The following is a 25,597-nucleotide window of genomic DNA, read 5'->3' as shown; positions in this document are numbered from 1 at the left end:
CGGCATCGGTTTGGTGTCGGGGCGTGCGCACGTTCGGACGGGCGCGGCGGGGTGTCGGTGCCGCCCGATAGGCTGAAAGCATGACGCGAGCCGAGCAGCCAACGGCCCACCACCCGGCCCCAGACGACGCCCTTGCCGCGGACTCCCGCGAGCGCGCCGTGCGCGCCCTGCTGCGGCGACCCCAGCTCAGGAGGCTGTGGAGCGCGCAGCTCGTGGGGAGTGTCGGCGACACCCTCGCCCTGTTGGTGCTGGTCGTCCTGGCCCTCCAGGCGGCGATCGCCGAGGGCTCCTTCGGCGGCGGCTACCGGGGCGTGGCGTTCGCAGTGGCGACCGTCTTCGGGGTGCGCGTTCTGGCCACGCTGCTCTTCGGGGCGGTCCTTCTCGGCCCGCTGACCTCGCTCACCTCCCAGGAGGGCCCGCTCGACCGCCGCTGGACCATGGTCGGCGCGGACGCCGTGCGGGCGCTCGCGCTGATCGTCGCCCCCCTGTGGATCGACTGGACGCCGGACAACGCCCTGGCCGTCCTGTTGGTGACCGCCTTCGTGACCGGCGTCGCCGAGCGCTTCTGGACGGTGTGCCGGGAGAGCGCGGCGCCCGCCCTGCTGCCGGCCCCGCCGCCGGAGGGCGCGACCGTACGGCCACTGCCGGACCACCTGGACGCGCTGCGCCGCCTGTCGCTGCGCACGGGCTTCGTGGCGATCCCGCTGGCCGCCGCCGCGCTCGTCACCGCCGCACTCCTCAACAACCTGCTGGGCACCGGCATCGACTGGTTCGACCAGCACCAGGCGGCCCTCGCCTCGTATGTCGCGGCCGGCCTGTTCGCCGCGTCCCTGTCGGTGCTGACCTTCCTGGAGCTGCCCGACACGCGGACGCCACGCGCGCGTTCCCCGCTGGAGGGCATGCGCCGCCCCAAGACCGGCACCGGCGTCGACAAGGGCCGCACCGGCGCGCTCCCGCTGCTGGTGCTCGCCTCCGCCGCCGTCGCGGGCGCGATCTCCGCGTCCGTCGCCGTGACCGTGCTGCACGCCAAGGACCTGGGCGGCGGGCCGGTGACGTACGGCCTGCTGGTCCTGGCCCTGACCGGCGGGGTCGTCGTCGGCATCCGTACGGCGCCCAAGGTGCTCGTCTCGCTCTCGCGGCGCAGGCTGCTCGCGCTGGCGATCGCCTTCACCGGCGTCGCGCTGCTGGCCGCGGGTCTCGTCCCGGACGTGACGACGGTGCTGCTGATCGTCGCGCTGGCCGGCGTCGGCGCGGGCGTCGCCGCCAACACCGGGCACACCCTGCTCGACCAGGAGGCCGAGGACTACCGCCGCGGCCGCACAACCGAGCACCTGCACGCGGTCGTACGGGTCTTCGTGGCGCTCGGCGCGGTCGTCGCGCCGCTGGTGGCCGCGCTCATCGGGCCGCACCGGCTGGAGAACGGCAAGTTCGTGTTCGCGCACGGCGGTGCCGCGTTCACGCTGATGCTGGTCGGCGCGCTGCTGCTGCCGGTGGCCGCGCTGGTGCTGGCCAAGGTCGACGACCGCTCCGGGGTGCCGCTGCGGCACGACCTGCGGGACGCGCTGCTCGGCGGCGACGACCCGGTGACGTCGCCCGCGTCGAACGGTTTCTTCATCGCCCTGGAGGGCGGCGACGGCGCCGGGAAGTCCACCCAGGCCGAGGCGCTCGCCGAGTGGATAAGGGCCAAGGGCCACGAGGTCGTGGTGACGCGCGAGCCGGGGGCGACGCCCGTCGGCAAGCGGCTGCGCTCCATCCTCCTGGACGTCTCCAGCACCGGACTCTCGCACCGCGCGGAGGCGCTGCTGTACGCGGCGGACCGCGCGGAGCACGTGGACACCGTCGTGCGGCCGGCGCTGGAGCGGGGCGCGATCGTGATCTCCGACCGCTACATCGACTCCTCCGTTGCGTACCAGGGCGCGGGCCGTGACCTGTCCCCGACCGAGATCGCCCGCATCAACCGCTGGGCGACCAACGGCCTGGTGCCGCATCTGACGGTTCTGCTGGACGTCTCCCCGGAGATCGCCCGGGAGCGGTTCACCGAGGCGCCGGACCGGCTGGAGTCGGAGCCGGCGGAGTTCCACGCGCGCGTGCGCTCCGGGTTCCTCACCCTGGCCGCCGCCGACCCCGGGCGCTACCTGGTCGTGGACGCGGGCCAGGAGCCCGAGGCCGTCACCACCGTCGTACGCCACCGCCTCGACCAGCTGCTGCCGTTGTCCGAGCAGGAGATCCGGGAGCAGGAGGAGGCCCGCCGCAGGGCCGAGGAGGAAGCGCGCCGCAAGGCCGAGGAAGAGGCCGCGCGCAAGGCCGAGGAGGAGCGCCTGGAGCGTGAGCGCCAGGAGCAGCTGGCCCGGCTGCGCGCCGAGGAGGAGGAGCGCAAGCGCCGCGAGCTGGAGGAGGCGCAGCGCCGCGAGGCCGAACGGCAGGCGGAGGAGGCCCGGCTGCGGGCCGAGGAAGCGCGCAGGCGTGCCGAGGAGGAGCGGGCGCGGCTGCTCGCCGAGGAGAAGGCGCGGGCCGAGGAGGAAGCGCGCCGCAGGGTCGACGAGGAACGGCGCCGCAGGCAGGCCGAGGAGGAGGCCCGGCTGCAGGCCGAGGCCGAGGCGCGGCGCCTGGAGAAGCAGCGCAAGGCCGAGGAGGCACTGCTGCGGGCCGAGGAGGCGCGCCGGCTCGCCGAGCAGGCCGCGGCGGCCGCGGCGGCGGGACCGAAGAAGCCGCCGGTACCGCCGACGGTCGTTCCTCCGGAGGCGCCGACCAGGCCCACGCCGGTGGTGACGCCGACGAACGCGTCGGGTGGTCCGGCGGAGGAGACGGCCGTGCTGCGACCGGTGCGGGACGCCGACGCGGGGCCTGGAGAGGGTGCCGACGCGGGGCCCGCCAAGGGCGCTTCCGACAGCGAGGTGACCGCGGAGCTGCCGATGCCGCCCGCGGGTGCGGCGGACGAGACGGCGGTGCTGCCGCCGGTGGGGGCCGCCGACGAGACGGCTGTGCTGCCGCCGGTGGTGCCGGGTGCGGCCGACGAGACCGCGGTGCTGCCGCCGGTGCCGGGAGAGACCGCCTCGGACCGGGTGCCGCCGGGGTTCTTCCGGGAGGAGCAGGCGGGCCCGGACGGGACCGAGGGCCGTACGCGGGAGATGCCCCAGGTCGACGAGTCGGGGAAGCCTCGCAAGCGGGCCCGGTCGGACTGGGCCGAGGAGACTCCGCTGGACGACCTGCCGTCCCTGGCGGACGAGCTGCTCGGGCCGCGTGACGGTGGGGAGTTCGGCGAGGGGCGGGGACGCGGGGGGCGGGGACGCCGGGGGTGATGCCGGGTGCGGCGGGTCCGCGGGGCCGCGGGGCGGCTGGTCCGCTGGTCCGAGGGGTGCCGCTGAGCGCGGTGCCGGGTCGGCGATCCGGGGGGCGCGGCTGAGCGCGGTGGCGGGCGATGTGGCTGACCGCTGACCGCTGACCGCTGGCGGCTGACCGGGCCCGGCGGTCGGTGGGGTCGTTGTCAGTGCCGACCCGCACAATGGACCCCGCACCCCCCACCCGGCGGGGCCCGCACGCCAACCGGGCTCCGTAAGCACCCCACCGTGACGAAAGGGCGGCACCACCCATGACCGTCTGGGACGACCTCGTCGGCCAGGAGAAGGTGAGCGAGCAGCTGGCCGCCGCCGCTCGGGACGCCGACGCGCTCGTCACCGCCGTCGCCACCGCCGTCCCGCCGCCCGAGGCGTCGAAGATGACGCACGCCTGGCTGTTCACCGGCCCGCCCGGTGCCGGACGGACCCAGGCGGCCCGCGCCTTCGCCGCCGCGTTGCAGTGCGTGAGCCCCGACCGGGCGCTCGGCGGGATCCCCGGGTGCGGGTTCTGCGACGGCTGCCACACGGCGCTGATCGGCACCCACGCCGACGTCACCACCGTCGCCGCCGTCGGCACCCAGATCCTCGCCGACGACATGCGGGACACCGTCCGCAAGTCGTTCACCTCACCGGCGACCGGCCGCTGGCAGGTGATCCTCGTGGAGGACGCCGAGCGGCTGAACGAGAAGTCGGCCAACGCGGTGCTGAAGGCCGTCGAGGAGCCGGCGCCCCGTACCGTCTGGCTCCTGTGCGCCCCCTCCGTCGAGGACGTCCTGCCGACCATCCGCTCCCGCTGCCGGCACCTGAACCTGCGGACCCCCTCCGTCGACGCGGTCGCCGACCTTCTCGTACGCCGGGAAGGCATCGAGCCCGCCGTGGCCGCGGCCGTCGCCAGGGCCACGCAAGGGCACGTCGACCGGGCCCGGCGCCTGGCCACCGACCCCGCCGCACGCGAGCGCAGGGCCGCCGTCCTCAAGCTGCCGCTGCGGGTCGAGGACGTCGGCGGTTGCCTCAGGGCCGCCCAGGAACTCGTCGACGCGGCCGCCGAGGACGCCAAGCTGCTCGCCGAGGAGAGGGACGGCAAGGAGACCGACGAGCTGAAGACGGCCATGGGCGCCTCCCAGGGCGGACGGATGCCGCGCGGCACTGCGGGCGTGATGAAGGACCTGGAGGACAAGCAGAAGCGGCGGCGCACGCGTACCCAGCGCGACAGCCTCGACGTCGCCCTGACCGACCTCACCGGCTTCTACCGCGACGTCCTCGCCCTCCAGCTCGGCTCCCGGGTGGCGATCGCCAACGCGGACGCCGAGGACGCTCTGCAGCGTCTCGCCCGCGGCAGCTCTCCCGAGGCCACGCTCCGCCGGATCGAGGCGATCGCCGCGTGCCGTGACGCCCTGGACCGCAATGTGGCGCCGCTGCTCGCGGTGGAGGCGATGACGCTGGCGCTGAGAGGGGGTTGAGACAGCGGCGGGGACCCGACGGCGTGGTCTCGCCCCCCTTTCCTGAGTGATCGCGCCCCCGCCTTCCCGAGCTGATCAAGCGCCCTCCTGATCTGATCAACACCAGGTTGACCGGGGTCCCTCGTACGAGCCGCCCTGTGCACAGATGGCAACCGTGCGGCTGCACAGAGTTACGCTCGGTTGATGTACCTCAGGCGCAGCCCTCGCCCGGCCCACCCGATCGCCCCGCCCCGTCACCGGCGTTCACGTACCGGCGGTGCCCTTCTCGCCGTCGCCGCGCTGGTGGTGTCCGCCTGCTCGGCCGGGAGCGGTCCCGCGGGTACGACCGCGGAGGCGGCGGTGCTGCCCGCGCTGCCGCAGTCCACGCCGGCCGCCCTCTCGCCGTACTACGGGCAGAAGCTGAACTGGCGCAGCTGCGGGGTGCCCGGATTCGAGTGCGCCACGATGAAGGCGCCGCTCGACTACGACAAGCCGGACGCCGGTGACGTACGCCTCGCCGTCAGCCGCAAGAAGGCGACCGGCTCCGGCAAGGCGCTCGGCTCACTGCTGGTCAACCCGGGCGGGCCGGGCGGTTCGGCGGTCGGCTACCTCCAGGCGTACGCCGGGATCGGCTACCCGGCCAAGATCCGCGCCCGGTACGACATGGTCGCCGTCGACCCCCGCGGCGTCGCCCGCAGCGAGCCCGTGAAGTGCCTGAACGGGCGGGACATGGACGCGTACACGCAGACCGACACGACGCCGGACGACGCGGCGGAGAGCGAGCGGCTCGTCGGCGCGTACCGGAAGTTCGCGGAGGGCTGCGGCGCCCGATCGGCCGCTCTGCTGCGCCACGTCTCGACCGTCGAGGCGGCGCGTGACATGGATATCCTGCGGGCGGCGCTGGGCGACGAGAGGCTGAACTACGTCGGGGCGTCGTACGGCACCTTCCTCGGTGCGACGTACGCCGGTCTCTTCCCGGACCGGGTGGGCCGACTGGTCCTGGACGGTGCGATGGACCCCTCGCTGCCCGCCCGCCGGCTGAACCTCGACCAGACGGCGGGGTTCGAGACGGCGTTCCGGTCGTTCGCGCGGGACTGTGTGCAGCAGCCGGACTGTCCGCTGGGTAAGAAGGCCGACGACGTGGGCGGGAACCTCAAGGCGTTCTTCGAAAAACTCGACGCCCGGCCGATCCCCACGGGCGACGCGGACGGCCGCAGGCTCGGCGAGTCCCTCGCCACCACCGGGGTGATCGCGGCGATGTACGACGAGGGGGCCTGGGCGCAACTGCGCGAGGCGCTGACCTCGGCGATGCAGGAGAACGACGGCGCTGGGCTGCTGGCCCTCTCCGACAGCTACTACGAGCGGGACGCCGAGGCCCGCTACTCCAACCTGATGTTCGCCAACGCGGCCGTGAACTGCCTCGACCTCCCCGCCGCCTTCTCCTCCCCGGACGAGGTGCGCGAGGCGCTGCCCGAGTTCGAGAAGGCGTCCCCCGTCTTCGGTGCGGGCCTCGCCTGGGCCTCCCTGAACTGCGCGTACTGGCCGGTGCGGCCGACGGGTGAGCCGCACCGCATCACCGCCGAGGGCGCCGCCCCGATCGTCGTCGTCGGCACCACCCGGGACCCGGCCACCCCGTACCGCTGGGCCCGCGCCCTCGCCGCCCAGCTCTCCTCGTCCCGCCTCCTGACCTACGAGGGCGACGGCCACACCGCGTACGGCCGCGGCAGCGCCTGCATCGACGCCGCGATCAACGCGTACCTCCTTCGGGGGACCGCACCTGCGGAGGGGAAGCGCTGCGGGTGACGCGGGTGGGGGTGGTCGCGGGCGGGGGCGGTCGAGGGCGGGGGTGATCGTGGGCGGGGGCGGTTCACGGGCGGGGGCGGTTCGGAAGCCTCGCTGCCCGGCCCCGAAGCCTCTCCCTCCGGGCGCCCGAAGCCGCTTCTCCCGGCCTCGGGCGGCTGCCTCCGGGGCGGCTTCTGGTGCCTGCGGGGTGCCTCCGGGCTGCCTCCGGGGCTGGTGCGGAGCACCTCCGGAAACTGTGTAGACTTACCGACGTTGCTGATCGCACCATAGTGCGGACAGCGCGCCGCCTTAGCTCAGATGGCCAGAGCAACGCACTCGTAATGCGTAGGTCTCGGGTTCGAATCCCGAAGGCGGCTCTGCCGAAGCCTCAGGACTCACTCGCCGTGACCTGGGGCTTTTGCTTTTCTCGGCCCCGGCGTCGGCCGACACAGCCTCCTCCGTGCCTCCTCCGTTCGTGCCACCCGATCCGCCGGCACCCCGCCTCACCTGTGTCCACCGCAGCGTGGCTGGCGCCTTCCCGGATCTGCCCGGCAACCGCTACGCGGAGATCGCCCCGCGGGTGCGCGAGGTCTGCGAGCGGTACGACATCCCGTACGTCACCGACCCGCTGTGGCGGCAGTACGGCTCCTGCTCCACCTGGGGACGCATCCTGCGCTTCGCCGTACCGACCCTCCGCTGAACCGCCCGGACGGAACTCGGGGGCGCGGGGGACCGAATCGGCGCTTCAGCCCCTGGCCGCCGGGTGGCGCCCACGCGACGCGGGCACCACCCGGGGCGTCCGGTGGTCACCGCCTGAAGGCGTCCTTCGCCTTCTCGCCGGACTGCTTCAGGTTGCCGACGACCCGGTCGGTCCTGCCTTCGCGCTGCAAGCGTCTGTTTCGGGTGGCCCGGCCGATGTGCTCGGTGGCCCGGCCCTTGAATTCCTGCGCCTTGTGCTTGATCGTTCGTCCGACGCTCATGGCCGGCCTCCTGCTTGTCGGGTGAGTGGGGTGCCGCATGTGATCGCCGCACGGCCGATGGTCCTGCGGGCAGGGTCGAACCCGAAGACCACCAGGATCAGCAGAAGGAGAAGAAGAAGCCAAAGGGTCATCGCGGGGCCTCCGGATCGCGGAGATGCGCTTGGTTCCGCGGGGTCCGGGCGAAGCGGGAAGGGGCAATGCCGCGCGTCCGGATTGTCCGGAGTGGCATGGTCCTACACCGTACTGCCAGTCAACGCCCGGCATCCTCCCTTGTCAACGCGGTCCCGACCGGCACCGAGGCCCGCTGGGCACGGGCAGGTTCCGGCACTCATGCGCGAGGCCGCCCTCGGAGGAGCCCCGGACCCGGCGAACCACCCTGACGTGGGCCTCTGTCCGCAACCCCCGGGGAGGACTACGCTGTCCGTACAGGCCCCAGCCCCCGGCAGCGTTGCTTTGCTCCGCTCCGGGAGGCCCGCGGTGTTCGTCCTGCTTCTCATCCTGGTCGTGGTCCTGTTCGGCCTCGGCTTCATGAACCCCATCTGGTGGGTGGCCGCAGCCGTGTTGGTCTTCGGCACGGCCCGGCACGCCCGCGAGGGTGGCGGAGGCCGGAGCCGTAGCGGGGGTTCGGCTCCCGGGGGCTACCGGGACTACGAGGACTACCGGGAGTACCGGGACCACCGGGATCGTCAGGACCGCTGGGAGCGCCGCTACAGCCGCCAGAACCGGGCGCGCTGGGGGCGCGAGGCCCGCCGGGACCACGAACACCGCGGGTGACCGATGAAGGTGGCGACAGGTGCCGACAGGTGCCGACATCCAGAGACACGTGGCCGCGGTCGTCTCTCCATCTTCCGCCGCGTAAAGCCGCCGCGGTGCACGCCGCAGCGTCCGCTCACCACCGGCGGCTGAGCCGTCCGGAAGGGGAAGCTCATGATTCACACAGCCGACGTCCGGGAATGGCGCAACCGCGATGTCGTCGACAACGAGTCGCGCAAGATCGGCGTCCTGGAGGCGGTCTATGTGGACACCACCACGGACGAACCGGCCATGGCCACGGTACGCACGGGACTGCCCACCCGGCACCGCCTGGTCTTCGTCCCCATCGAGGGTGCGATCGCCGGGCCGGACTATCTCAAGGTCGCCTTTGTCCGAGCGTTGGTGAGGCAGGCCCCTTCGATCGGCACCGACAGCGTGCTGCCGGCCGAGCAGGAGGAAGCGATCTTCCAGCACTACGGTCTGACCTACCAGCCCGGTGCGGCCGGAGAACGGCAACTGGCGCGCCGTTGAGCCGGCTTCTGGCCGTCGCCGAAACCCCTGCCTGACCGGCCCGAGGCGGTGCGGTTTCTCCACTGGACGCCTTTCCCCCGGGCTGTGGGATACGCAGGGAGTGGGTGTCGCTCATGGAGTGGCTGAGAAGACTGCCGGTGATCGGAAGGCTGCTGCGTACGCACGCCGGGCGGGCGTTCATGCGGCTGGACGGGGTCCACTGGGCCCGGCTCGCCGCGGCCATCACCTTCACCAGCTTCGTCGCGCTCTTTCCACTCATCACCGTGGGCGTGGCGATCAGCGCCAAGCTGCTGAGCGACGACCAACTCGGGAACCTCAAGGACGAGATCGCCGACCAGGCGCCCGGCCTCTCCGACCTGCTGGACCTGGACAGTCTCGTCGCGCATGCCGGGTCCGTCGGACTGATCGCGGGCGCCCTGCTGCTCGTGATCGGCGTCAACTGGGTCAGCGCCCTGCGCGGGTCTCTGCGCGCCGTGTGGGAGAAGGAGCAGGACCCGGGCAATCCGTTCCTGCTCAAGCTCAAGGACTCCATGGTGCTGGTCGGCCTCGGCGCGGTCGGGCTGGTCGCGATCGGCAGTTCGGTGTTCGCCAACATCGCCGTCGGCTGGGCCGCCGACAAGGCCGGCATTGAAGGCGGGGTGGGACGGGCCCTGCTGTTCCTCGTCGGCCTGGCCATCGCCCTGGTCGTCGACTTCCTCCTGCTGGTCTACCTGCTCACCCGGCTGCCGCAGGTGCATCCCGGTCGGCGCGCGGTCGTGGTCGCCGCGCTGATCGGTGCGGTGGGCTTCGAACTGCTCAAGTGGTTGCTCACCGGCTATCTGCAGGGCGTCGCGGGGAAGAGCATGTACGGCGCCTTCGCCGTGCCGGTCGCCGTCGTGCTGTGGATCAATCTCATGGCCAGGCTGCTGCTGTACTGCACCGCCTGGACAGCGACGCAGACGGGTACGGAGGCGTGGTCGGGCGAGACCGCCGAGGATGACGGCCCGGAGCGCGAGATCGGCCCCGCGACCGCCGCCGCACCACAGCGGGCGCCGGTCGACAGCGACGCACCAGCGGCACCGCACCTCCAGAAGCACGGCCCCTGATCCGAGCGCGGTTCCTCGTGCGGAGGCGGCAGTCGGCGCCGGGGTGGTCAGGCCACCAGTCCGGGGAGGGGTTCGCGTCGTCGATGAGATGCGGCCACCTCGGACCGGCGCCCCTACGGGGCCGTCCCTGCCTGGGCCGGACCGTCCCTGTCCATCGCCCGAGAGGACCGGCGGAAACGGGACACGTCGGTGCGGTCGGTTCGGTCGGTGCGGAATGGCGGGCTGCTCACGGCCGGGACTTCCGGTGCGGAGGAGGTGGCAGGTGCCCGAGCGGGCAGGCCGAGGAGCAGGGCTCCCGAGCCGGTGAGGTCGAGTATCAAGCCCAGGGTCGGTGGCGGGTGGTGCAGTCGCAAGGCCCCGCCGGCCACGGCGGCCCGCTGTGACGCGTCCAGGAAGGCGTTCAGGCCGCTGCAGTCGCAGAAGGTGACGGGGGTGAGGTCGACGTCGATGGTGCGGATACCGTCGCCCAGGCACCGCGCCAGTGCTGTGCGCACCAGCGGCACCGATTCCAGATCGATCTCACCGGCCAGGGTGATGAGGGCCCGGTGCCTTCGGTCATGGCGGTGGACGGTGAGCTGTGGGAGGGGCATGACGCCTCGGTTCGGGAGACCGTCCGGCAGCGCACGCGGTGACGCGGGGATTCCCGGACCCCGTCACGCGCTCCCGGCAGGGACGTACGTGCGGTGGAGGCGGAACGACGGCCGGTCCGGGGCCTGCGCGACAGGACCGAGGACCCACACAGTTCCCTCCAGGGCTGTGCCGGGTGACGGACCAAGGCCCGTTTCCTCACAGCCATGTGTGTCGAGCGACGACAAGCCGCCGGGATCTGGGGCGTCCGTACAGCAGCATAGTCCTCGACCCGGTCGGACGGGCGGCCGGACGTCGGCCATTCCCCGTACCCGGGCGCTGCTTGCGTCGACCTCGACGCCTTCGGGCGGACGGCGTGCCGGACCCCGGTGACCTTCCCTGTCCCGTCGCCTGGTGGGAGCCGCCCGCGGAGGGCTGACGGTGCCGGCAGGCGAACCGGTGCCGGCAGGCGAACCGGTGTCGGCGCCGGGGCGTACGTGAGAAGTCCTCACAGTGAACGGCTAGCATCGCGGCGGTACTTCGCGATCCGGGATGAGGTGAGGGCATGGGGGAGGCGCCGCGCGTCGCCGTCGCCGTGGTGACCATGGGGAACCGGCCGGAGGAGGTCGACGCCCTGCTGGAGTCCGTGGCCAAACAGGACCTGCCGCCCACCCGGATCGTGATCGTCGGCAACGGCTGCCGGCTCCCGGAGTTCGCCCAGCGGCTGTCGCTGCCGGGCGAGGTCACGGTCGTGGAGCTGGAGGAGAACCTCGGCTGCCCCGGCGGACGCAACGTCGGGATCGCGCGGCTGCGGGAGTTCGGCGACGTCGACGTCGTCGTCGAGCTGGACGACGACGGGCTGCTGGTCGACGCCGATGTACTGCGCCGCGTACAGGAGTTGTTCGCGGCCGACGAGCGGCTCGGCATCGTCGGGTTCCGGATCGCCGACGAGCACGGGGAGACCCAGCGGCGGCACGTGCCCCGCGTCGGCGCCTCCGATCCGCTGCGCGGCGGGTACGTCACCGGCTTCCTCGGCGGCGGGCACGGCTTCCGCATGACGATGCTCGACGAGATCGGGGACTGGCCGGCCCGGTTCTTCTTCGCGCACGAGGAGACGGACCTGGCCTGGCGGGCCGCCGACGCGGGCTGGAAGATCCTCTACGCGCCGGAACTGCTGCTCCAGCACCCGAAGACCTCACCCGCCCGGCACGCCGTCTACTTCCGCGTCAACGCCCGCAACCGCGTCTGGCTGGCCCGGCGCCGACTGCCGCTCCCGCTCGTCCCGGTCCACCTCGGCGTCTGGGTGCTGCTCACGCTCGTACGGAACCGTTCGATGCCGGGGCTGCGCGCCTGGTTCGGCGGGTTCGCGGAAGGGGTGCGGGAGTCGGCGGGCGAGCGACGGCCCATGCGCTGGCGAACGGTGTGGCGGCTCACCCGGCTGGGACGACCCCCGGTCATCTGATCAGCCTGCTCTTGTGAAGACGCCGGTCGTCTGCCAGGCCGGTCTTGTGAAGACGCCGGTCGTCTGCCCAGCCCGGTCTTGTGAAGACGCCGGTCGTCTGCCAGGCCGGTCTTGTGAAGACGCCGGTCGTCTGCCCGGGCCGGTCTTGTGAAGACGCCGGTCGTCTGCCAGGCCGGTCTTGTGGAGACGCCGGTCGTCTGCCCGGGCCGGTCTTGTGAAGACGCCGGTCATCTGCCAGGCCGGTCTTGTGGAGACGTCAGTTGTCTGCCCAGGCCGGTCTCGTGAGCACGCCGGTCGTCTGGCCAGGGAAGCAGGACGAGAGTCCCGGTCGTTCACCTCCGCCGACCGGGACTCTCTCGCGTCCCCGGATCCGGCCGCGGCGGCAACACTCCCCCGAGTATCGCGTCGTACGCGCGCACCGACGGGCCAGATCCGATGGACTGATCACATCAGGTGTCACCAACAGATCGCTAACATGGGGAACATGTGGCCACCGGTCATGCCGGCGTCCTCACCGGCATCGTCACCCGACTGGCGTGAAAGCGCCGGTCGGGGGCATCGGACGGCCGCTGCGACAGCGGGTTCCGGCCGGATCGCCGGTCGGCGCAGACGGCGGGAAACCACCGGGCGCGGAGCGGGATCCAGCCAGAGGCGGCGGGCTTCGGTCCGCCGGAAGGGGTGGGCCTCGGCCCGCCGGAGGCGACGGTGTGCGACTGCGCCTCCGGGTTCGGCGCGTGGGAAGGCAGTGGTTCGGCGTGGAGCGGTACGAGCTGCGGTTCGGACTGCTGGGGCCGCCCGTCCTCTACGACGCCGGCACGCCCCAGGTGGTGGGCAGCCCCAAGGCGCGCACCCTGCTGGCGGCACTGCTGCTGGAGTCCGGCCGTACCGTCTCGGTCGAGTCGCTCAAGGACGCGCTGTGGGGCGGGGAGCCGCCCGCCTCCGCGCAGGCCTCGCTGCACAACCACGTCACCCGGCTGCGGCGGCTCCTCGACGACCCCGAGCGGCTGCGGGCCGTACCGCCCGGTTATGTGCTGCGTGTCGAGCGGGGTGAGCTGGACGTCCATGTCTTCGACGCCCATGTCGCCGAGGCGCGCGCCGCGCACGCGGCCGGGGACTGGGCCGGGACGGTGCGCGCGTGCGACGACGCCCTCGCGCTGTGGCGCGGCTCGCCGCTGAGCGGACTGCCCGCCGAACTCGGTGGATACGCCTTCGCGCAACGGCTGCGGGAGGCGCGGCTGCTGCTTCTGGAACTTCACTACGACGCCGAGCTCGCCGTCGGCGACCGGCTCGACGGTCTCGTCCCGGAGCTGACGTCCCTGACCGCCGAGCATCCGCTGCGCGAGGCCTTCCACCGCCAGCTGATGCTCGCCCTGCACCGCACGGGACGCCAGGCGGAGGCGCTGGCCGTCCACCGCGATCTGCGCACCCGGCTCGTCGAGGAACTCGGGGTGGAGCCGGGGGCCGGGGTGCGGGAGGCCCACGTCGAGGTCCTGCGGGAAGCCGCGGGGGCACCCACCGGACCCGCCGGGGCACCCACCGGACCCACGGGGACGCACACCGGGACGGCAGGTGCACCCACCGCACCCGCAGGTGCACCCACCGGTCCCGCAGTCGCCATGGACACGGCCGCCGGAAACCAGACCGCGCCCGCCGGTGACCTCACGGATGCGCCTGTCGGGACCGAGGCCGAGGCCGAGCCCGCGCACGCCGCCGACCCCGAAGGCGCCGCCACCGAGACCCGAGCCGAACCCACCCCCCTGCCCCGACCCGCGCAACTCCCGCCGCCCCCGCCCCACTTCACCGGCCGCGCGACCGTCCTCGACGACGTACGCCGGACCCTGACGGGCGACACGCCCGCCGTCGCCGTCATCAGCGGCATGGCCGGGGTCGGCAAGAGCGCCCTCGCCCTCCATGTGGCCCATGGGCTGCGGGACCGCTTCCCCGACGGCCAGTTGTACGTCAACCTGCACGGCGCCACCCCGGGCATGACCCCCCTCACCCCGTCCCAGGCGCTCGCCGCGCTCCTGCGCGACCTGGGCGCCGACCCGCGGTCCATCCCCGAACACCCGGACGCGGCGACGGCGTTGCTGCGCTCACTGCTCGCGCCGACGCGCACTCTGATGGTGCTGGACGACGCCGGTACCGCCGCGCAGGTACGGCCGCTGCTGCCGGCCGGGACCGGCTGCGCGGTGATCGTCACCAGCCGCTCCCCGCTGACCACCCTCGACGGGGCCCGCCGTTTCGCGCTCGCCCCGCTCTCGGCGGAGGACAGCGCGGCGCTGCTGCGGGCGGTGTCCGGTCGCGAGGCCGGAGAGGCGGCGGACGCGAACCGGATCGACGCCACCCACCCGCTGGTCGAACTCACCGGCCGTCTGCCGCTCGCCCTGCGTATCGTCGCCGCTCGTCTGGCCGCGCGCCGGGCCCTCACCCCCGATGTGCTGGCCGACCAACTGGCCGCCACGGAGGGCAGGTTGCGGCATCTGGAGTACGACGACCTGTCCGTGCGCCGCTCCCTGGCCGTCGCCCATGACGCGCTCGCCGCCTCCGGCCGCCGCACCGACCGCGACGCCGCCCTCGCGCTGCGCCGGCTGGGTGCCCTCGACCTGCCCACCTACGGTGCCCCCCTCATCGCCCGGCTCCTGGGCGCCGAGACGAGCCGTGCCGAGGCCGCGCTCGACCGCCTCGTCGACGTGGCGCTCCTGGACGAGACGGCGTACGGCCGCTACACCCCGCACGACCTGGTGCGCGACTTCGCCCGCGAACTGGTCACACCGGCCGGGGCGCCCGACATCGCCCGCACCGCCGTGCGCTGGTACGCCGGTGTCGCCGAACGCGCCCTCACCGCGATCGTGGAGCCCGGTCTCGACCAGGACGAGCGCCGCCGCCCGACCGCCGCGCAGCCGCCCGAGCACGCGGCGCACGTGCTGTCCGTACCGGCCTTCGCCTCCGCCGAGGAGGCCTTCGCCTGGGGGACCTCGGAGCTGGAGAACGTCATCGCCCTGGTCGAGCGGTACGCGGACGCCCCCGACGACCGTACGGCCGCCCATGTCTCCACCCTGCTGCGGCTGTTCTTCCCCTACCTCCAACGCGGCGGCCGGGTCTCCGAGATGGAGGTGCTCGGGCGGGCCGCGCTCCGGCTGGCACGACGGTTCGAGGACGAGGCCGCCGAGGCGTACGCCCTGCTCGACCTCGCCGGCCTGCACTTCCTCATAGGCCGCCCCGGTGAGGCCCTCGACCTCATCGACGACTCCCTGGTGCTCTGGCGGCGACTCGGCATGGTCTCCCGGGTCCGGCGCGCCCTCGGCAACCGGGGTCTGCTGCTGGAGAGCCTCGGCCGGTACGAGGAGTCCGCACAGGCGCTGCGGCAGTGCCTGGAGCTGTCGCGGCAACTGGACGACCCCTGGGGCGAGGCCGTCACCTACGGCCACCTGGGCAATCTGTACGAGCACACCGACCCGCGGGCCGCCATCGAACAGCACCGGCGCTCGCTCGCCATCGGCGTCGAGATCGGCAACGTCATCGTGCAGCACTCCGCGCACTGCAACATCGGCTACGCCCATCTCACCCTCGGTGAACCGGAGGCCGCCCTGCCGCACTTCGAGGAGAGCCGGCGCATCCTCGGCGGCCACGGTGACTGGCACGGCGAGTCGCAGTACCGGCTCGGGCTGGTGCGGGCGCTGCGGCTGCTCGGGCGCACGGAACGGGCCGAGAGCGAGTGCACCGAGCTGCTGAGCCGCGCGGACGCCCGCGCCGACGGCTACACGGGGGGCCTCGCCCGTCACCAGTACGGACTGCTGCTCCAGCAGTTGGGGCGGACCGAGGAGGCCCACGTCCAGTGGCGATCCGCCCTGGCGGCGCTGCACGACACGGACCGCAAGGAGATCGTGGCCGAACTGCGGACCCTGCTCGACGACTGAGCATCCCGGTCGCGGCCGCCGAGCACCTCTACGGCACCGGCCGAGCGACCCGGCCCGTCCCGCCCCCGGTCACTTGGCGTCCGCATAGCACTCCACCACCGACGACGTGAACGGGAACCGCACCCGTGTCTCCCCGAACGTCAGCCGCCCGGCCAGCTGTGCCGCCTCCCGGATCGCCGTGACGACCCGTTCCGCCTCCTCCTCGGGGCAGTGCACGATCACCTCGTCGTGCTGGAAGAAGACCAGTTCGGCGGCCATGTCCGCACAGCTCTGGCGCAGCGCGGCGAGCAGCAGCAGGGTCCAGTCGGCGGCGCTGCCCTGGACGACGAAGTTGCGGGCGAAGCGGCCCCGGGCGCGGGCGTCGCGGGAGGCGTAGCCCGGTACCCAGCCGTCGTCGGCGGGTGTTCCGGGCGTGTCCTCCTGCGGGATGCCGGCCTCCTCGGCGTCGCCCGCGCCCACCGCCGGCGGGCAGGTCCGCCCGAGCCAGGTCCGTACGAGCCGCCCCTCCTCGCCCGCGCGGGCGGCCTCGTCGACGTACGCCACCGCCTTGGGGAAGCGGCGTCTGAGCGCGGCGAGGTTCTTGAGGCCGTCCCCGGAGGTCTGGCCGTACACGGCGCCGAGGACGGCGAGTTTGGCCTGGTCGCGGTCGCCGGAGAAGGCGCGGTCGGAGACGGACTGGTACAGGTCGCTCTCCCGGCCGGCCACCTCCATCAGACCGGGGTCGCGGGAGATCGCGGCGAGCACGCGCGGCTCCATCTGGTCGGCGTCGGCGACCACGAGCCGCCAGCCGGGGTCCGCGACGACGGCCCGCCGGATCACCTTCGGGATCTGCAACGCGCCCCCGCCGTTGGTGACCCAGCGTCCGGTGACCGTCCCGTGGCACAGGAACTCCGGCCGGAACCGGCCCTCTCGCACCCAGTCCTGGAGCCAGGACCAGCCGTGGGCGACCCAGATCCGGTACAGCTTCTTGTACTCGATCAGGGGCTGCACGGCCGGGTGGTCCACGTTCTGGAGTTCCCAGCGGCGGGTCGAGCCGACCTTGACGCCGGCCTGCGCGAACGCCTTGACGACATCGGCGGGCAGGTCGGGCCGGACCCGGCGTCCGAACGCGGCGGACACCTCGTCGGCGAGTTCGGCGAGGCGGCGGGGCTCACCGCCGCCGGCGTAGCGCTCGCCGAGCATGTCGTGCAGCACCTGGCGGTGGACGTCGGCGCTCCACGGCAGTCCCGCGCGGTTCATCTCGGCGGCCACCAGCATCCCGGCCGACTCGGCGGTGATCAGCAGCCGCATCCGGTCCGGGTGCGCGGTGGCGTCCTGGCGGCGCTGCTGGTCGGCGTAGACCTCCAGGAGGTCGGTCAGCGGCAGCCGGACGGCCTGCGGCTCGAAGAGGGAGGACTGCGAGCCCGGTCGGGCCGAGCGCTGGGGCGGATCCGGTGGTACGGGGCCGCCGCGCAGCCGGGCCAGGGCGGCGGCGGCCGACCGTGGCTCGCCGTACCGCCCCGCGTGGCCGAGCAGCAGGGTCTCGGCGTCCTCGATGTCGTAGCACCGCTCCACTCGCACCCCCGCGGCCAGCAGGCGCGGATAGACCTCGGCCGTGGACCGCCATACCCATCGCGTCACCTCCGGCCGCTCCCGCACGGCCGCCGCGAGGTCCCTCTCCCGCCGCACCGGTCCCGCGGGCAGCCCGTCCGGGCCGAGGGCGGCGATCTCCACGCCACCGTCCTCGGCCGGAGCGAGAGCCCAGCGGTCGGTCATGTCGCGAGTGTCGCAGGAGGGTCTGACAACGCCCCCGACGCGGCGCCGCGGGGGCCGGTGGGACCCTCCGCCCGCCTACTGCTCGTGGAGGTCCCGCAAGGCCTCGGTGATGTTCGCCTCCGTCGCGTCCTTGGTGATCCCGAGGTCCGACAGCACGCCCGTGCCGTGCTCGAACTCCAGGAGGGCCAGCAGGATGTGCTCGGTGCCGACGTAGTTGTGGCCGAGGCGGAGGGCCTCGCGGAAGGTGAGTTCGAGGATCTTCTTGGCGTCGGAGCCGTAGGGCACGAGCTCGGGGGCCTCCTCGACGGCCGGCGGCAGCGTGGCGGTGGCCGCCTGGCGTACGGCGTCCAGGAGTACGCCCTGTGCGGTGATCGCCTGGGCGGCCAGGCCCTGCGGTTCGGCGAGCAGGCCGAGGAGGAGGTGCTCGGGGCGGCCCTCGGCGTTGCGGGCGGCGACGGCCTCGTTGTGCGCGGCCATCACCGTGTTGCGGGCCCGCGGAGTGAAGCGGCTGAAGTCCTGGGCGGCCCCGGGGTCGGCGCCCTCCTTGGGCACGAACCGCTTCTGCGCGGCCTGCCGGGTGACGCCCATGCTCTTGCCGATGTCGGTCCAGGAGGCCCCCGAGCGCCGGGCCTGGTCCACGAAGTGGCCGATCAGGTGGTCGGCCACGTCACCGAGGTGGTCGGCGGCGATCACGGCGTCCTGGAGCTGGTCGAGCGGCTCGTGGTGGACCTTCTTGATGGCCGCGATGAGGTCGTCGAGACGTACGGATGACGTGATGTTGGGGTTCGTCGACATGTGTCAACCTTAGGTTGACAGTGGCGTGGTGTCAACCGATGGTTGACAGTGAGTGCGGTCCACGCGCGCGTGCTCACCCCGCCCCTGCTTCCGCCCCTACTTCGGCGAGGAGGCCACCAGCCGCACCGCCAGCCCCGTGAACACCGTCCCGCTGAAGACGTTCAGTCCGCGCGCCACCCGCCGGCTGCGGCGCAGCAGGGCGGACAGCTTCCCGGAGAGCAGCCCGATCGAGCCGTCCACCAGGAACCCCATGACCGTGATCGACAGCCCGAGGACCAGGAACTGCTCCCAGACGTGACCCCTGTCCGGCGCCACGAACTGCGGCAGGAAGGCCACGTTGAAGAGGATCACCTTGGGGTTGAGGAGGTTGGTGACGGCGCCCTGCCAGAACGCCCGCCGCATGCCCGGGCCGGCCGCCGTCCCCTCGCCCATCGGCGAGCGGTCCCGGAACGCCTTCACCGCGAGGTAGAGCAGATAGGCCGCCCCCGCCCAGCGCAGCACGTGGTAGAGCGTCGGCAGGGCCAGGAACAGCGCCGACAGGCCGAGCGCCGCGGCGGCCGTGTGCACGAACATCGCGCAGGCCACCCCGAACGCCGCCATCACGCCGGCCGTGGGTCCGCCCCGGCCGCCCATCGCCACGATGAACATCATGTCGGGGCCGGGAGTCACACAGAGCGCGAAAGCGGCCACGAGGAAGGCCGCGTAGAGAGACATGTCCACCATGCGGCCATGCTCGAACGGACCCGGGGGAGCGGCGAGGGATTTTCGGGGAGTGAGACGATCGCCCCGTGACCAGCAGCAGTACCCCCAGCACCGTCGACCGCGCCTTCGAGGCCGCCCTCTACGCGGACTCCGACGCCGCCCTCGACACGGCGGCCTCCCTGCTCGCCGCCGACCGGACGGCGGACGCAGAACTGGACCGGCGGGGCCGGGAGTTCGTCGCGCAGGCCTGGCGCCGCGGCTGGCAGCCCGCCGACGTCGTACGGATCGTGCGGCGGGAACTGGACGACGTACACCTGCGCCTGGCCGAGGCGCTGATCCGCGCGCAGGCGGCCGACGACCGCGCGCGTGGTCCCCGTTGGCGGGCGCAGCTGGCGGAGCTGACCGCCGAGCCTGTGCGGGCGGACCGTTTCTCCCGGGCCGCCGCGGTCCTGGAGCTGTACCGCCTGCTGCTCCGCCTCCCCGCGCTGGAGCCGCTGGACGAGCCGGCCGGCCGGAAGGCGGCCCCTGAGTCGCGCATGCTCACCCGTATCCGCGCGCTGCTCGCCAAGGCGGAGGCGACCGGATACCCCCAGGAGGCGGAGGCGCTCAGCGCCAAGGCGCAGGAGCTGATGGCCCGGCACAGCGTCGACGAGGCGCTGCTGGACGCGCAGGCGCCCACCCACGACACGCCCGGAGCCTGCCGGATCGGCGTCGAGCCGCCGTACGAGCAGGCCAAGGCGGTGCTGCTGGACGCGGTGGCGACCGCGAACCACTGCCGGGCGGTGTGGAACGAGCCGTTCGCCTTCTCCACGGTCGTCGGCTTCGAGGCGGACCTGGAGGTCGTGGAGCTGCTCTACACCTCGCTCCTCGTCCAGGCCACGACCGCGATGACCAAGGCGGAGGCGGCGCAGCGGGCCGGCGGCCGCAAGCGGACCAAGACCTTCCGGCAGTCCTTCCTCGCCGCCTACGCCCACCGCGTCGGCACCCGGCTGCGCGCCGCCGCCGAGACCCAGGTCGGCGCCGACCTGCTCCCGGTCCTCGCCACCCGCGAGGTCGCGGTCACCGACCGCCTCGACCGCATGTTCCTGCGGACCACCACGACCCGTCTGCGCGGCGTCAGCGACGAGGCGGGCTGGGTCGAGGGCGCCGAGGCGGCGGACCGTGCCCAGGTGAAGTCACGCAGGCCACTGGACTAGGGGCGGCCGGGTCGCCCGCGCGTCGCCGGATCCCCGCAGGCCGTCCGTCGGTCGCCGTCCGTCGGTCGCTGTCAGCCGTCGGCGCCGTCCGTCGTCGTCGCCGTCAGTCGCCGGTCCGCTGGAAGCCGGTCACCGAGGCGTCCGGGGTCCGCCCGTCGCCCTTCAGCGCCACCTCGCCGTAGGACCACGTGAAGTCGTACGTCTTGCTCGACCCGGGCAGCGAGAACTTCGCGGTGTCCACGGCGAGGCTCTTGGCGCCGCCGTCCTCGCCGCGGAGGTAGGTGAGCGTGAAGGACGTCTCGGCGCCCTTGGCGAGGGTCATCTTCTCCGAGAGGGCCGCCGAGTCGGCGAGCACGGTGGCGGAGGTGCCGCCCGCGTGGAGATCGACGCCCGGCAGACCGTCCAGCGTGCATGTCGTGCCGCTCTTGTTGGTGAGGGTGACCGGCACGTTGCCGGAGTCCCCGGCGGCCGGGGCGGGGTTGGCGGGTCCGACCCGCACCCCCATCTCGCCGATCGCGCAGGCGGAGCCGGCGTTCTTGCCGCCGGAGCCGGAGCCGGAGCCGGTACCGCCGCCGGTACCGCCGCCGTCTCCGCCGTCCGAGCAGGCGGTCAGCAGGAGGGCGGCAGCGAGGGCGCCGGCGGCGAGGGGGAGTGCGCGCATGTGGTGTCCTTGAGTGCTCGGGGTGCTGCGTGAACGCGTGCATGGATCATCACGCATGAGGTCCGACCGCGGTCGCCCGCCCCACCCCGCCCGCCGCGTGCCGGGCGCCCGTCGAGGCCTACGACCCCAGGCTCGCCGTCGGCAGGCCCGAGGGCAACTTGCCGCCCTCCGCCTTGGTGTACGCCTCCGCGCCGAGACCGCCCTCCCACGTCACCTCGAGGCGGGTCTTGCTGACGGAGTCGACCATGCCGGTGCGGCGTTCCTTGCTGCCGTCCGTGCACGTGAGGTGGATCATCCGCATGCCGTCCTCCTCACCGGCGGTCCCGCTGCACACGGTGCCGCCGGTCGCGAAGAGGCCCGCCTCGGTGCCGTTGACCATCAGCACCACGGCCTTGCCCTCGGCGGTGGCCAGCCAGCTGCCCGCGAGCTCGGCGGAGGCGGCGGACCCGGAGGCGGACCCCGAGCCACCGGTCCCGCCGCCCGTGTCCGCGGTCGCCGTCGACGAGGCGCCGCCGCTGGGCGACGCGGAGTCCTCGGAGTCGCCGCCCCCGCCGCACGCGGTCAGCGTGAGCGCGCCCGCCAGGGACACGGCCGCCGCCGCGAGCCGCATCCGCCGGCGTGACGTGGTGCGCGAGAAGATCGCCGAAGTCACTGGGGGCTCCCTAGCTGTAGCGGTCGACGCAACGACCGCAGCAAGCTACCAGGACGACTTGCGGACCCCCGGCAGGTATCCGGCGTGCGCCTGCTCGCGCAGGCCGATCCGGGACAGGCCGAAGGCGCGGAAGTAGCCGCGCGGCCGCCCGTCCACCTGGTCCCGGTTGCGCAGGCGCGTGGCGCTCGCGTCCCGCGGCTGCCGGCTCAGCTCCCGCTGGGCGGCGGCCCGTTCGGCGTCGGTGGACGACGGCCGCCGGATGATCTCCTTCAGCTCGGCGCGCCGCTCGGCGTGCCGGGCGACGACCTCCTGCCGCTTGTCGTTCTTCGCGATCTTGCTCTTCTTCGCCATACCGGTTCCTCCTCCGTTCCCTCGGGCCCGTCAGACCCGCACCCCGCGCGCCCGGATGCGGGCGACGGCGGCCTCGATGCCGATCGTGTCGACGGTCTTGATCCCCTTCGTGCTCAGCCGCAGCCGGACGTAGCGGCCCTCGCTGGGCAGCCAGTACCGCTTGGACTGGATGTTGGGGTCGAAGCGGCGCGAGGTGCGCCGGTGGGAGTGCGAGATGCGGTTGCCGAAGCCGGGCCGGGCGCCGGTCAGCATGCAGTGGGCGGACACGGGTGATGCACCTCTCTCGAAGCAGTTGTGTAAATGGAATTCATTTTCAGTAAGGTACCAGCATGGCACGCAACGAACTCCGCCCGGTCATCAAGCTGCGGTCCACCGCCGGGACCGGCTTCACCTATGTGACCCGCAAGAACCGCCGCAACGACCCGGACCGTATGACCCTGCGCAAGTACGACCCGGTCGCCGGCCGCCACGTCGACTTCCGAGAGGAGCGCTGACCGCCATGCGCAAGGCGATCCACCCCGCCTACGGCCCCGTGGTCTTCCGCGACCGTGCCGCGAACTACGCCTTCCTCACCCGCTCGACCATGACGAGCGAGAAGACGATCGAGTGGGAGGACGGCAACACCTACCCGGTCGTCGACGTGGAGATCTCCGACGTCAGCCACCCCTTCTACACCGGCACGGCCCGTGTCCTGGACACCGCGGGACGCGTGGAGCGCTTCGAGCGCCGGTACGGAAAGAAGGGCTGATGTCGGGGCCGATGCTCTCCGTCGTGATCGTCGGCGGGCTGCACGCCGACGCCCGCAAGGCGACCGTCGCACAGCTGCTCGCCGAGGTGCCCGCCAGTGTCGCCCTCCACCACGACCTGGCGACGGCCGCGGCGGGCACGGTCGTACGGACCGTGCGGGACGCCTCCGGCCTGCTCTCCGCGGGGGAGGCGCCCCTGGTCAACGACTGCGCGTGCTGTGCGCTGCGCGAGGACCTGGTGCCGGAGCTGCTCCGGCTGGCCGGCGACGGGCACACCCGGCTCGCGGTCGTCGAGCTGTGGGACTCGGTCGAGCCCAAGGCGATGGCCGAGGTCGTCACGGCCGGCGGGCTCACCGTCACCGGCGTGATCACCGCCGTCGACCCGGTGCTGGTCCTGCCCTGTCTCGGCAACGGCGACGACCTCGCCGAGCGCGGCCTCGCCGCGGCCGCCACCGACCAGCGCACGGTCGCCGACACCTTCGCCCGCCAGCTGGAGTACGCCCCGGTCCTCGCCGTCGTCGACTCGGAGGCGGCCGACGACGAGGACCGCGAGCTGCTCGCCCAGCTCCACCCGACGGCCCGGCGGGTCCCGGTCGGCCACGGGGACCCGGCGGACGGACCGGTCGACGCGCGGCCGGCCGCACCGGCGTCCGCGCGGTCGCCGTTGGCCGCGGCCGCCCTCGCCGGGTTCGACGTGGAGGCCGCGGCCGCCGCCCAGCACCCCGCCTGTGCCCTGCTGCCCACCGAGGCGGACGCCCACGGCGTCTCCACGCTGGTCTGGCACCGGTGCCGCCCCTTCCACCCGGAGCGGCTGTACGAGGCGCTGGAGGACATCACCTGCGCCGCCGCCCGCAGCCGGGGCAGGTTCTGGCTGGCCGACCGGCCGGACGTGCTGCTGCACTGGGACGCCGCCGGCGGCGCGCTGTGCGTGGAGAGCGCGGGCCCCTGGCTCGCCTCCCTGCCGGACGCGGCCTGGGAGATGGTCCCGCCGGTGCGCCGCGCCGCCGCCGCGATGGACTGGCACCCCGAGCACGGCGACTGCTGCCAGCACCTGGTGTTCACCTCGCCCGCCCTCGACCGCGACGGCCTCGAACGGCTCCTGGAGTCCTGCCTGTTGACGGACGCCGAGTACGCCGCGGGCCGCGACGCGTGGAAGCAGTTGCCGCCCGCCTTCGACACCCTCCTGGAGGTCTGACCCCGATGCCCCGCAAGCCCGAACGCAAGCCCGCGAAGAACCGGCCCAACCCGCTGGACCAGGCCAAGATCACCTACATCGACTACAAGGACACCGAGCTGCTGCGGAGGTTCATCTCCGACCGCGGCAAGATCCGCAGCCGCCGGGTCACCCGGGTCACCGCCCAGCAGCAGCGGCAGCTGGCCCGCGCGATCAAGAACGCCCGGGAGATGGCGCTGCTGCCGTACAGCAGCCGCTGAATCCCCCTCCTTCAGGCCCCGGCGCGCACCCCCGCGCGCCGGGGCCGAGCTTTGCCTCCGCACAATGGGGTACGGGGAACACAACCGGCGTCATACGCGTCTGTTCCTTTACGCGAGGGAGTCCGGCCCGGATGCCAGAGCGCCGGGGAACGGATCCGACGCCCCGTACGTCACATCTGTAACCACAGGGGCACCGCGCGTGCACGTGCATCTGCTCATGCATCTGCACGTGAACAGAGCTATGATCCGGACCAGTTGACCATTGCATCAATGGCCCCCAAGGCCACCGCAGCACCGGGGAGCGACCTGTGGACCACGACGTGTACAACGGCATCGACGTGTACAACGGGATGGCGGCCGCGGACCTGGACGGGGTGGCCTGGCAGAAGAGCCGGCACAGCAACTCCCAGGGATCCTGCGTGGAGTTCGCGCGGCTGCCCGACGGGGGCGTGGCGATGCGCAACTCCCGCTTCCCGGACGGCCCGGCGCTCGTCTACACGCGCGCCGAGATCGAGGCGATGCTCCTCGGTGTCAAGGACGGCGAGTTCGACCACCTGGTCGTCGGCTGACGTCCGGGATCCCCTCCGAAGGCGCCGGACTCGAGACGTTCGTCCTCTCCCGCCCGATGACGCGCGTAGAACCGGGGCGCCGAAAAACGCCCCGGTGTCTCACTCGCCGGACGGCAGGCGGAACAGTGCCCAGACGACCTTGCCGTTGAGCGTGCCCGCGAGCGGGTGCCAGCCCCAGCCGTCGGCGAAGGAGTCGACGAGGAACAGGCCTCGCCCGGACTCCGCCGAGCAGTCGTCCGAGTCGCGCGCGACGGGACTGTCGTGGCTGGGATCGCGCACCGCGCACACCAGCCGCTCGGTCCAGCGCATCAGATGCAGCCGCACCGGCGGGATCTGGTCGGGGGCGTGTCCGTTGCCCATCGACAGACCGTGCCGCAGCGCGTTGGTGACCAGTTCGGAGACCACCAGGCAGACGTCGTCGAAACGGTCGCCGATGGTCCACTGGTCGAGCGTTCTGCGGGTGAACTGCCGTGCCTCGCGCACCGCTTCGTAGCGGGCGGGCAGAGCGCAGGAGGCGGCGTTGGACACGGCCGCGGGATCCAGCGGCGGAAGGCCCTGCCGTAACGGCTCGAGCATGGTCGATCCATTCGTCCCCATGCGAGGCACTCCCGGAGGTTCGCGGTCGTTGCGATGCAGCGGTTGCGCGGGACCATGGTTTCGGATGAGGAGTGCAGATGCAAGGTGCAGATGCACGTGCACGTGACCGAATTGGACGTTCCCGTACCGCTTGTTGGGCATTTTTTCCGCCAACTTCCTTACCTCTCTTGCCTTCTCCTCTCCTTGTGATGTGTGGAATCTTTGGCTTCTTTCCATCTCTGTAATCGGGCGAGTACAGCTCGAAGTGTTTTAGTGGCAGACTTCGGCTCCTGAAGACGGCTGGGGAGG

25 protein-coding genes and 1 tRNA gene are annotated in these 25,597 nt (G+C 73.0%); 16 read left to right on the top strand and 10 right to left on the bottom strand.

The features are described 5' to 3' along the window. Positions 1–80 precede the first annotated feature (80 nt). From tmk to ACZ56U_RS06605, 5 genes are all read left to right on the top strand, one after another. Complete coding sequence (tmk, locus tag ACZ56U_RS06625; RefSeq protein ID WP_469082944.1) at positions 81–3,299, top strand: dTMP kinase; 3,219 nt, start codon at positions 81–83, stop codon at positions 3,297–3,299. Between the two features lie 290 nt (positions 3,300–3,589). After that, positions 3,590–4,795 carry a DNA polymerase III subunit delta' gene (locus tag ACZ56U_RS06620; protein ID WP_469082943.1) on the top strand — a complete coding sequence of 402 codons (1,206 nt, stop codon included), beginning with the start codon at positions 3,590–3,592 and terminating at the stop codon, positions 4,793–4,795. Between the two features lie 183 nt (positions 4,796–4,978). Next, positions 4,979–6,577, top strand: coding sequence for an alpha/beta hydrolase (locus ACZ56U_RS06615; protein WP_469082942.1), 1,599 nt, complete (start codon positions 4,979–4,981; stop codon positions 6,575–6,577). A 282-nt stretch (positions 6,578–6,859) separates the two neighbouring features. Further along, positions 6,860–6,933: transfer RNA gene (locus ACZ56U_RS06610), tRNA-Thr, on the top strand. 146 nt (positions 6,934–7,079) lie between these two features. After that, positions 7,080–7,256: a hypothetical protein gene (locus tag ACZ56U_RS06605; RefSeq protein WP_469082941.1), complete on the top strand. Its 177-nt coding sequence runs from the start codon at positions 7,080–7,082 to the stop codon at positions 7,254–7,256. A 106-nt stretch (positions 7,257–7,362) separates the two neighbouring features. Here ACZ56U_RS06605 and ACZ56U_RS06600 read toward each other — a convergent pair whose 3' ends face one another. Further along, positions 7,363–7,536, bottom strand: coding sequence for a CsbD family protein (locus ACZ56U_RS06600; protein ID WP_469082940.1), 174 nt, complete (start codon positions 7,534–7,536; stop codon positions 7,363–7,365). A 477-nt stretch (positions 7,537–8,013) separates the two neighbouring features. Between ACZ56U_RS06600 and ACZ56U_RS06595 the strand changes: the two genes are divergently transcribed. From ACZ56U_RS06595 to ACZ56U_RS06585, 3 genes are all read left to right on the top strand, one after another. Further along, positions 8,014–8,310, top strand: coding sequence for a hypothetical protein (locus tag ACZ56U_RS06595; protein WP_469082939.1), 297 nt, complete (start codon positions 8,014–8,016; stop codon positions 8,308–8,310). Positions 8,311–8,463: 153 nt separating this feature from the next. After that, positions 8,464–8,820, top strand: a complete 357-nt coding sequence (locus ACZ56U_RS06590) for a PRC-barrel domain-containing protein (protein ID WP_469082938.1) — start codon at positions 8,464–8,466, stop codon at positions 8,818–8,820. Positions 8,821–8,933: 113 nt separating this feature from the next. Beyond that, positions 8,934–9,905 carry a YihY/virulence factor BrkB family protein gene (locus ACZ56U_RS06585; protein ID WP_469082937.1) on the top strand — a complete coding sequence of 324 codons (972 nt, stop codon included), beginning with the start codon at positions 8,934–8,936 and terminating at the stop codon, positions 9,903–9,905. Positions 9,906–10,018: 113 nt separating this feature from the next. Here ACZ56U_RS06585 and ACZ56U_RS06580 read toward each other — a convergent pair whose 3' ends face one another. After that, positions 10,019–10,495, bottom strand: a complete 477-nt coding sequence (locus ACZ56U_RS06580) for an STAS domain-containing protein (protein WP_469082936.1) — start codon at positions 10,493–10,495, stop codon at positions 10,019–10,021. 542 nt (positions 10,496–11,037) lie between these two features. On the opposite strand from ACZ56U_RS06580, the gene ACZ56U_RS06575 reads away from it, so the two are divergent. Further along, positions 11,038–11,934, top strand: coding sequence for a glycosyltransferase family 2 protein (locus ACZ56U_RS06575; protein ID WP_469082935.1), 897 nt, complete (start codon positions 11,038–11,040; stop codon positions 11,932–11,934). A 755-nt stretch (positions 11,935–12,689) separates the two neighbouring features. Then, complete coding sequence (locus ACZ56U_RS06570) at positions 12,690–15,851, top strand: AfsR/SARP family transcriptional regulator (RefSeq protein WP_469083397.1); 3,162 nt, start codon at positions 12,690–12,692, stop codon at positions 15,849–15,851. 69 nt (positions 15,852–15,920) lie between these two features. Here the strand turns inward: ACZ56U_RS06570 and ACZ56U_RS06565 are convergent, their stop codons facing one another. From ACZ56U_RS06565 to ACZ56U_RS06555, 3 genes are all read right to left on the bottom strand, one after another. Then, complete coding sequence (locus tag ACZ56U_RS06565; RefSeq protein ID WP_469082934.1) at positions 15,921–17,606, bottom strand: bifunctional 3'-5' exonuclease/DNA polymerase; 1,686 nt, start codon at positions 17,604–17,606, stop codon at positions 15,921–15,923. A 75-nt stretch (positions 17,607–17,681) separates the two neighbouring features. Further along, positions 17,682–18,401, bottom strand: a complete 720-nt coding sequence (locus ACZ56U_RS06560) for a Clp protease N-terminal domain-containing protein (RefSeq protein ID WP_469082933.1) — start codon at positions 18,399–18,401, stop codon at positions 17,682–17,684. 96 nt (positions 18,402–18,497) lie between these two features. After that, complete coding sequence (locus tag ACZ56U_RS06555) at positions 18,498–19,124, bottom strand: LysE family translocator (protein ID WP_469082932.1); 627 nt, start codon at positions 19,122–19,124, stop codon at positions 18,498–18,500. 65 nt (positions 19,125–19,189) lie between these two features. On the opposite strand from ACZ56U_RS06555, the gene ACZ56U_RS06550 reads away from it, so the two are divergent. Beyond that, positions 19,190–20,299 (top strand): DUF2786 domain-containing protein, encoded by a 1,110-nt coding sequence (locus ACZ56U_RS06550; protein WP_469082931.1) that lies wholly within the window; start codon positions 19,190–19,192, stop codon positions 20,297–20,299. Positions 20,300–20,402: 103 nt separating this feature from the next. Here the strand turns inward: ACZ56U_RS06550 and ACZ56U_RS06545 are convergent, their stop codons facing one another. The 4 genes from ACZ56U_RS06545 to rpmB all read right to left on the bottom strand — a co-directional run bounded on the left by ACZ56U_RS06545 (position 20,403) and on the right by rpmB (position 22,230). Continuing rightward, entirely contained in the window at positions 20,403–20,960 is a 558-nt protein-coding gene (locus tag ACZ56U_RS06545) for a DUF4232 domain-containing protein (RefSeq protein WP_469082930.1), read from the bottom strand. 118 nt (positions 20,961–21,078) lie between these two features. Then, a complete protein-coding gene (locus ACZ56U_RS06540; protein ID WP_469082929.1) occupies positions 21,079–21,612 on the bottom strand; it encodes a hypothetical protein in 534 nt (177 codons plus the stop codon). A 45-nt stretch (positions 21,613–21,657) separates the two neighbouring features. After that, positions 21,658–21,963: a 30S ribosomal protein S14 gene (gene rpsN / locus ACZ56U_RS06535; RefSeq protein WP_469082928.1), complete on the bottom strand. Its 306-nt coding sequence runs from the start codon at positions 21,961–21,963 to the stop codon at positions 21,658–21,660. A gap of 30 nt (positions 21,964–21,993) precedes the next feature. Then, positions 21,994–22,230 carry a 50S ribosomal protein L28 gene (rpmB, locus tag ACZ56U_RS06530; protein WP_469082927.1) on the bottom strand — a complete coding sequence of 79 codons (237 nt, stop codon included), beginning with the start codon at positions 22,228–22,230 and terminating at the stop codon, positions 21,994–21,996. Between the two features lie 62 nt (positions 22,231–22,292). Between rpmB and rpmG the strand changes: the two genes are divergently transcribed. The 5 genes from rpmG (at position 22,293) to ACZ56U_RS06505 (ending at position 24,712) form a co-directional block, all read left to right on the top strand. Further along, the gene (rpmG, locus tag ACZ56U_RS06525) at positions 22,293–22,457 is read left to right on the top strand and encodes a 50S ribosomal protein L33 (RefSeq protein WP_015658813.1); all 165 of its coding nucleotides are present in this window, start codon (positions 22,293–22,295) and stop codon (positions 22,455–22,457) included. A 5-nt stretch (positions 22,458–22,462) separates the two neighbouring features. After that, positions 22,463–22,711: a type B 50S ribosomal protein L31 gene (locus ACZ56U_RS06520; protein WP_391241709.1), complete on the top strand. Its 249-nt coding sequence runs from the start codon at positions 22,463–22,465 to the stop codon at positions 22,709–22,711. An 11-nt stretch (positions 22,712–22,722) separates the two neighbouring features. After that, complete coding sequence (locus ACZ56U_RS06515; protein WP_469083396.1) at positions 22,723–23,904, top strand: CobW family GTP-binding protein; 1,182 nt, start codon at positions 22,723–22,725, stop codon at positions 23,902–23,904. A gap of 5 nt (positions 23,905–23,909) precedes the next feature. Next, a complete protein-coding gene (gene rpsR, locus ACZ56U_RS06510; RefSeq protein WP_469082926.1) occupies positions 23,910–24,143 on the top strand; it encodes a 30S ribosomal protein S18 in 234 nt (77 codons plus the stop codon). 308 nt (positions 24,144–24,451) lie between these two features. Beyond that, the gene (locus ACZ56U_RS06505) at positions 24,452–24,712 is read left to right on the top strand and encodes a DUF397 domain-containing protein (RefSeq protein ID WP_391241703.1); all 261 of its coding nucleotides are present in this window, start codon (positions 24,452–24,454) and stop codon (positions 24,710–24,712) included. Positions 24,713–24,811: 99 nt separating this feature from the next. On the opposite strand, the gene ACZ56U_RS06500 is transcribed toward ACZ56U_RS06505, so the two are convergent. Further along, entirely contained in the window at positions 24,812–25,309 is a 498-nt protein-coding gene (locus ACZ56U_RS06500; RefSeq protein WP_469082925.1) for an ATP-binding protein, read from the bottom strand. Between the last annotated feature and the right edge of the window lie 288 nt (positions 25,310–25,597).

It is taken from the genome of Streptomyces sp. NPDC034103, assembly GCF_055575395.1.
This window is presented reverse-complemented; position numbering and strand designations above follow the sequence as displayed.

What these genes read in the sequence shown, in the direction of transcription:
- tmk (WP_469082944.1), top strand. Translation starts at nt 81, where the DNA reads ATGACGCGAGCCGAGCAGCCAACGGCCCACCACCCGGCCCCAGACGAC.
- ACZ56U_RS06620 (WP_469082943.1), top strand. Translation starts at nt 3,590, where the DNA reads ATGACCGTCTGGGACGACCTCGTCGGCCAGGAGAAGGTGAGCGAGCAG.
- ACZ56U_RS06615 (WP_469082942.1), top strand. Translation starts at nt 4,979, where the DNA reads ATGTACCTCAGGCGCAGCCCTCGCCCGGCCCACCCGATCGCCCCGCCC.
- ACZ56U_RS06600 (WP_469082940.1), bottom strand. Translation starts at nt 7,536, where the DNA reads ATGAGCGTCGGACGAACGATCAAGCACAAGGCGCAGGAATTCAAGGGC.
- ACZ56U_RS06590 (WP_469082938.1), top strand. Translation starts at nt 8,464, where the DNA reads ATGATTCACACAGCCGACGTCCGGGAATGGCGCAACCGCGATGTCGTC.
- ACZ56U_RS06585 (WP_469082937.1), top strand. Translation starts at nt 8,934, where the DNA reads ATGGAGTGGCTGAGAAGACTGCCGGTGATCGGAAGGCTGCTGCGTACG.
- ACZ56U_RS06580 (WP_469082936.1), bottom strand. Translation starts at nt 10,495, where the DNA reads ATGCCCCTCCCACAGCTCACCGTCCACCGCCATGACCGAAGGCACCGG.
- ACZ56U_RS06575 (WP_469082935.1), top strand. Translation starts at nt 11,038, where the DNA reads ATGGGGGAGGCGCCGCGCGTCGCCGTCGCCGTGGTGACCATGGGGAAC.
- ACZ56U_RS06565 (WP_469082934.1), bottom strand. Translation starts at nt 17,606, where the DNA reads ATGACCGACCGCTGGGCTCTCGCTCCGGCCGAGGACGGTGGCGTGGAG.
- ACZ56U_RS06560 (WP_469082933.1), bottom strand. Translation starts at nt 18,401, where the DNA reads ATGTCGACGAACCCCAACATCACGTCATCCGTACGTCTCGACGACCTC.
- ACZ56U_RS06555 (WP_469082932.1), bottom strand. Translation starts at nt 19,124, where the DNA reads ATGGTGGACATGTCTCTCTACGCGGCCTTCCTCGTGGCCGCTTTCGCG.
- ACZ56U_RS06545 (WP_469082930.1), bottom strand. Translation starts at nt 20,960, where the DNA reads ATGCGCGCACTCCCCCTCGCCGCCGGCGCCCTCGCTGCCGCCCTCCTG.
- rpsN (WP_469082928.1), bottom strand. Translation starts at nt 21,963, where the DNA reads ATGGCGAAGAAGAGCAAGATCGCGAAGAACGACAAGCGGCAGGAGGTC.
- rpmG (WP_015658813.1), top strand. Translation starts at nt 22,293, where the DNA reads ATGGCACGCAACGAACTCCGCCCGGTCATCAAGCTGCGGTCCACCGCC.
- ACZ56U_RS06520 (WP_391241709.1), top strand. Translation starts at nt 22,463, where the DNA reads ATGCGCAAGGCGATCCACCCCGCCTACGGCCCCGTGGTCTTCCGCGAC.
- ACZ56U_RS06515 (WP_469083396.1), top strand. Translation starts at nt 22,723, where the DNA reads ATGCTCTCCGTCGTGATCGTCGGCGGGCTGCACGCCGACGCCCGCAAG.
- rpsR (WP_469082926.1), top strand. Translation starts at nt 23,910, where the DNA reads ATGCCCCGCAAGCCCGAACGCAAGCCCGCGAAGAACCGGCCCAACCCG.
- ACZ56U_RS06500 (WP_469082925.1), bottom strand. Translation starts at nt 25,309, where the DNA reads ATGGGGACGAATGGATCGACCATGCTCGAGCCGTTACGGCAGGGCCTT.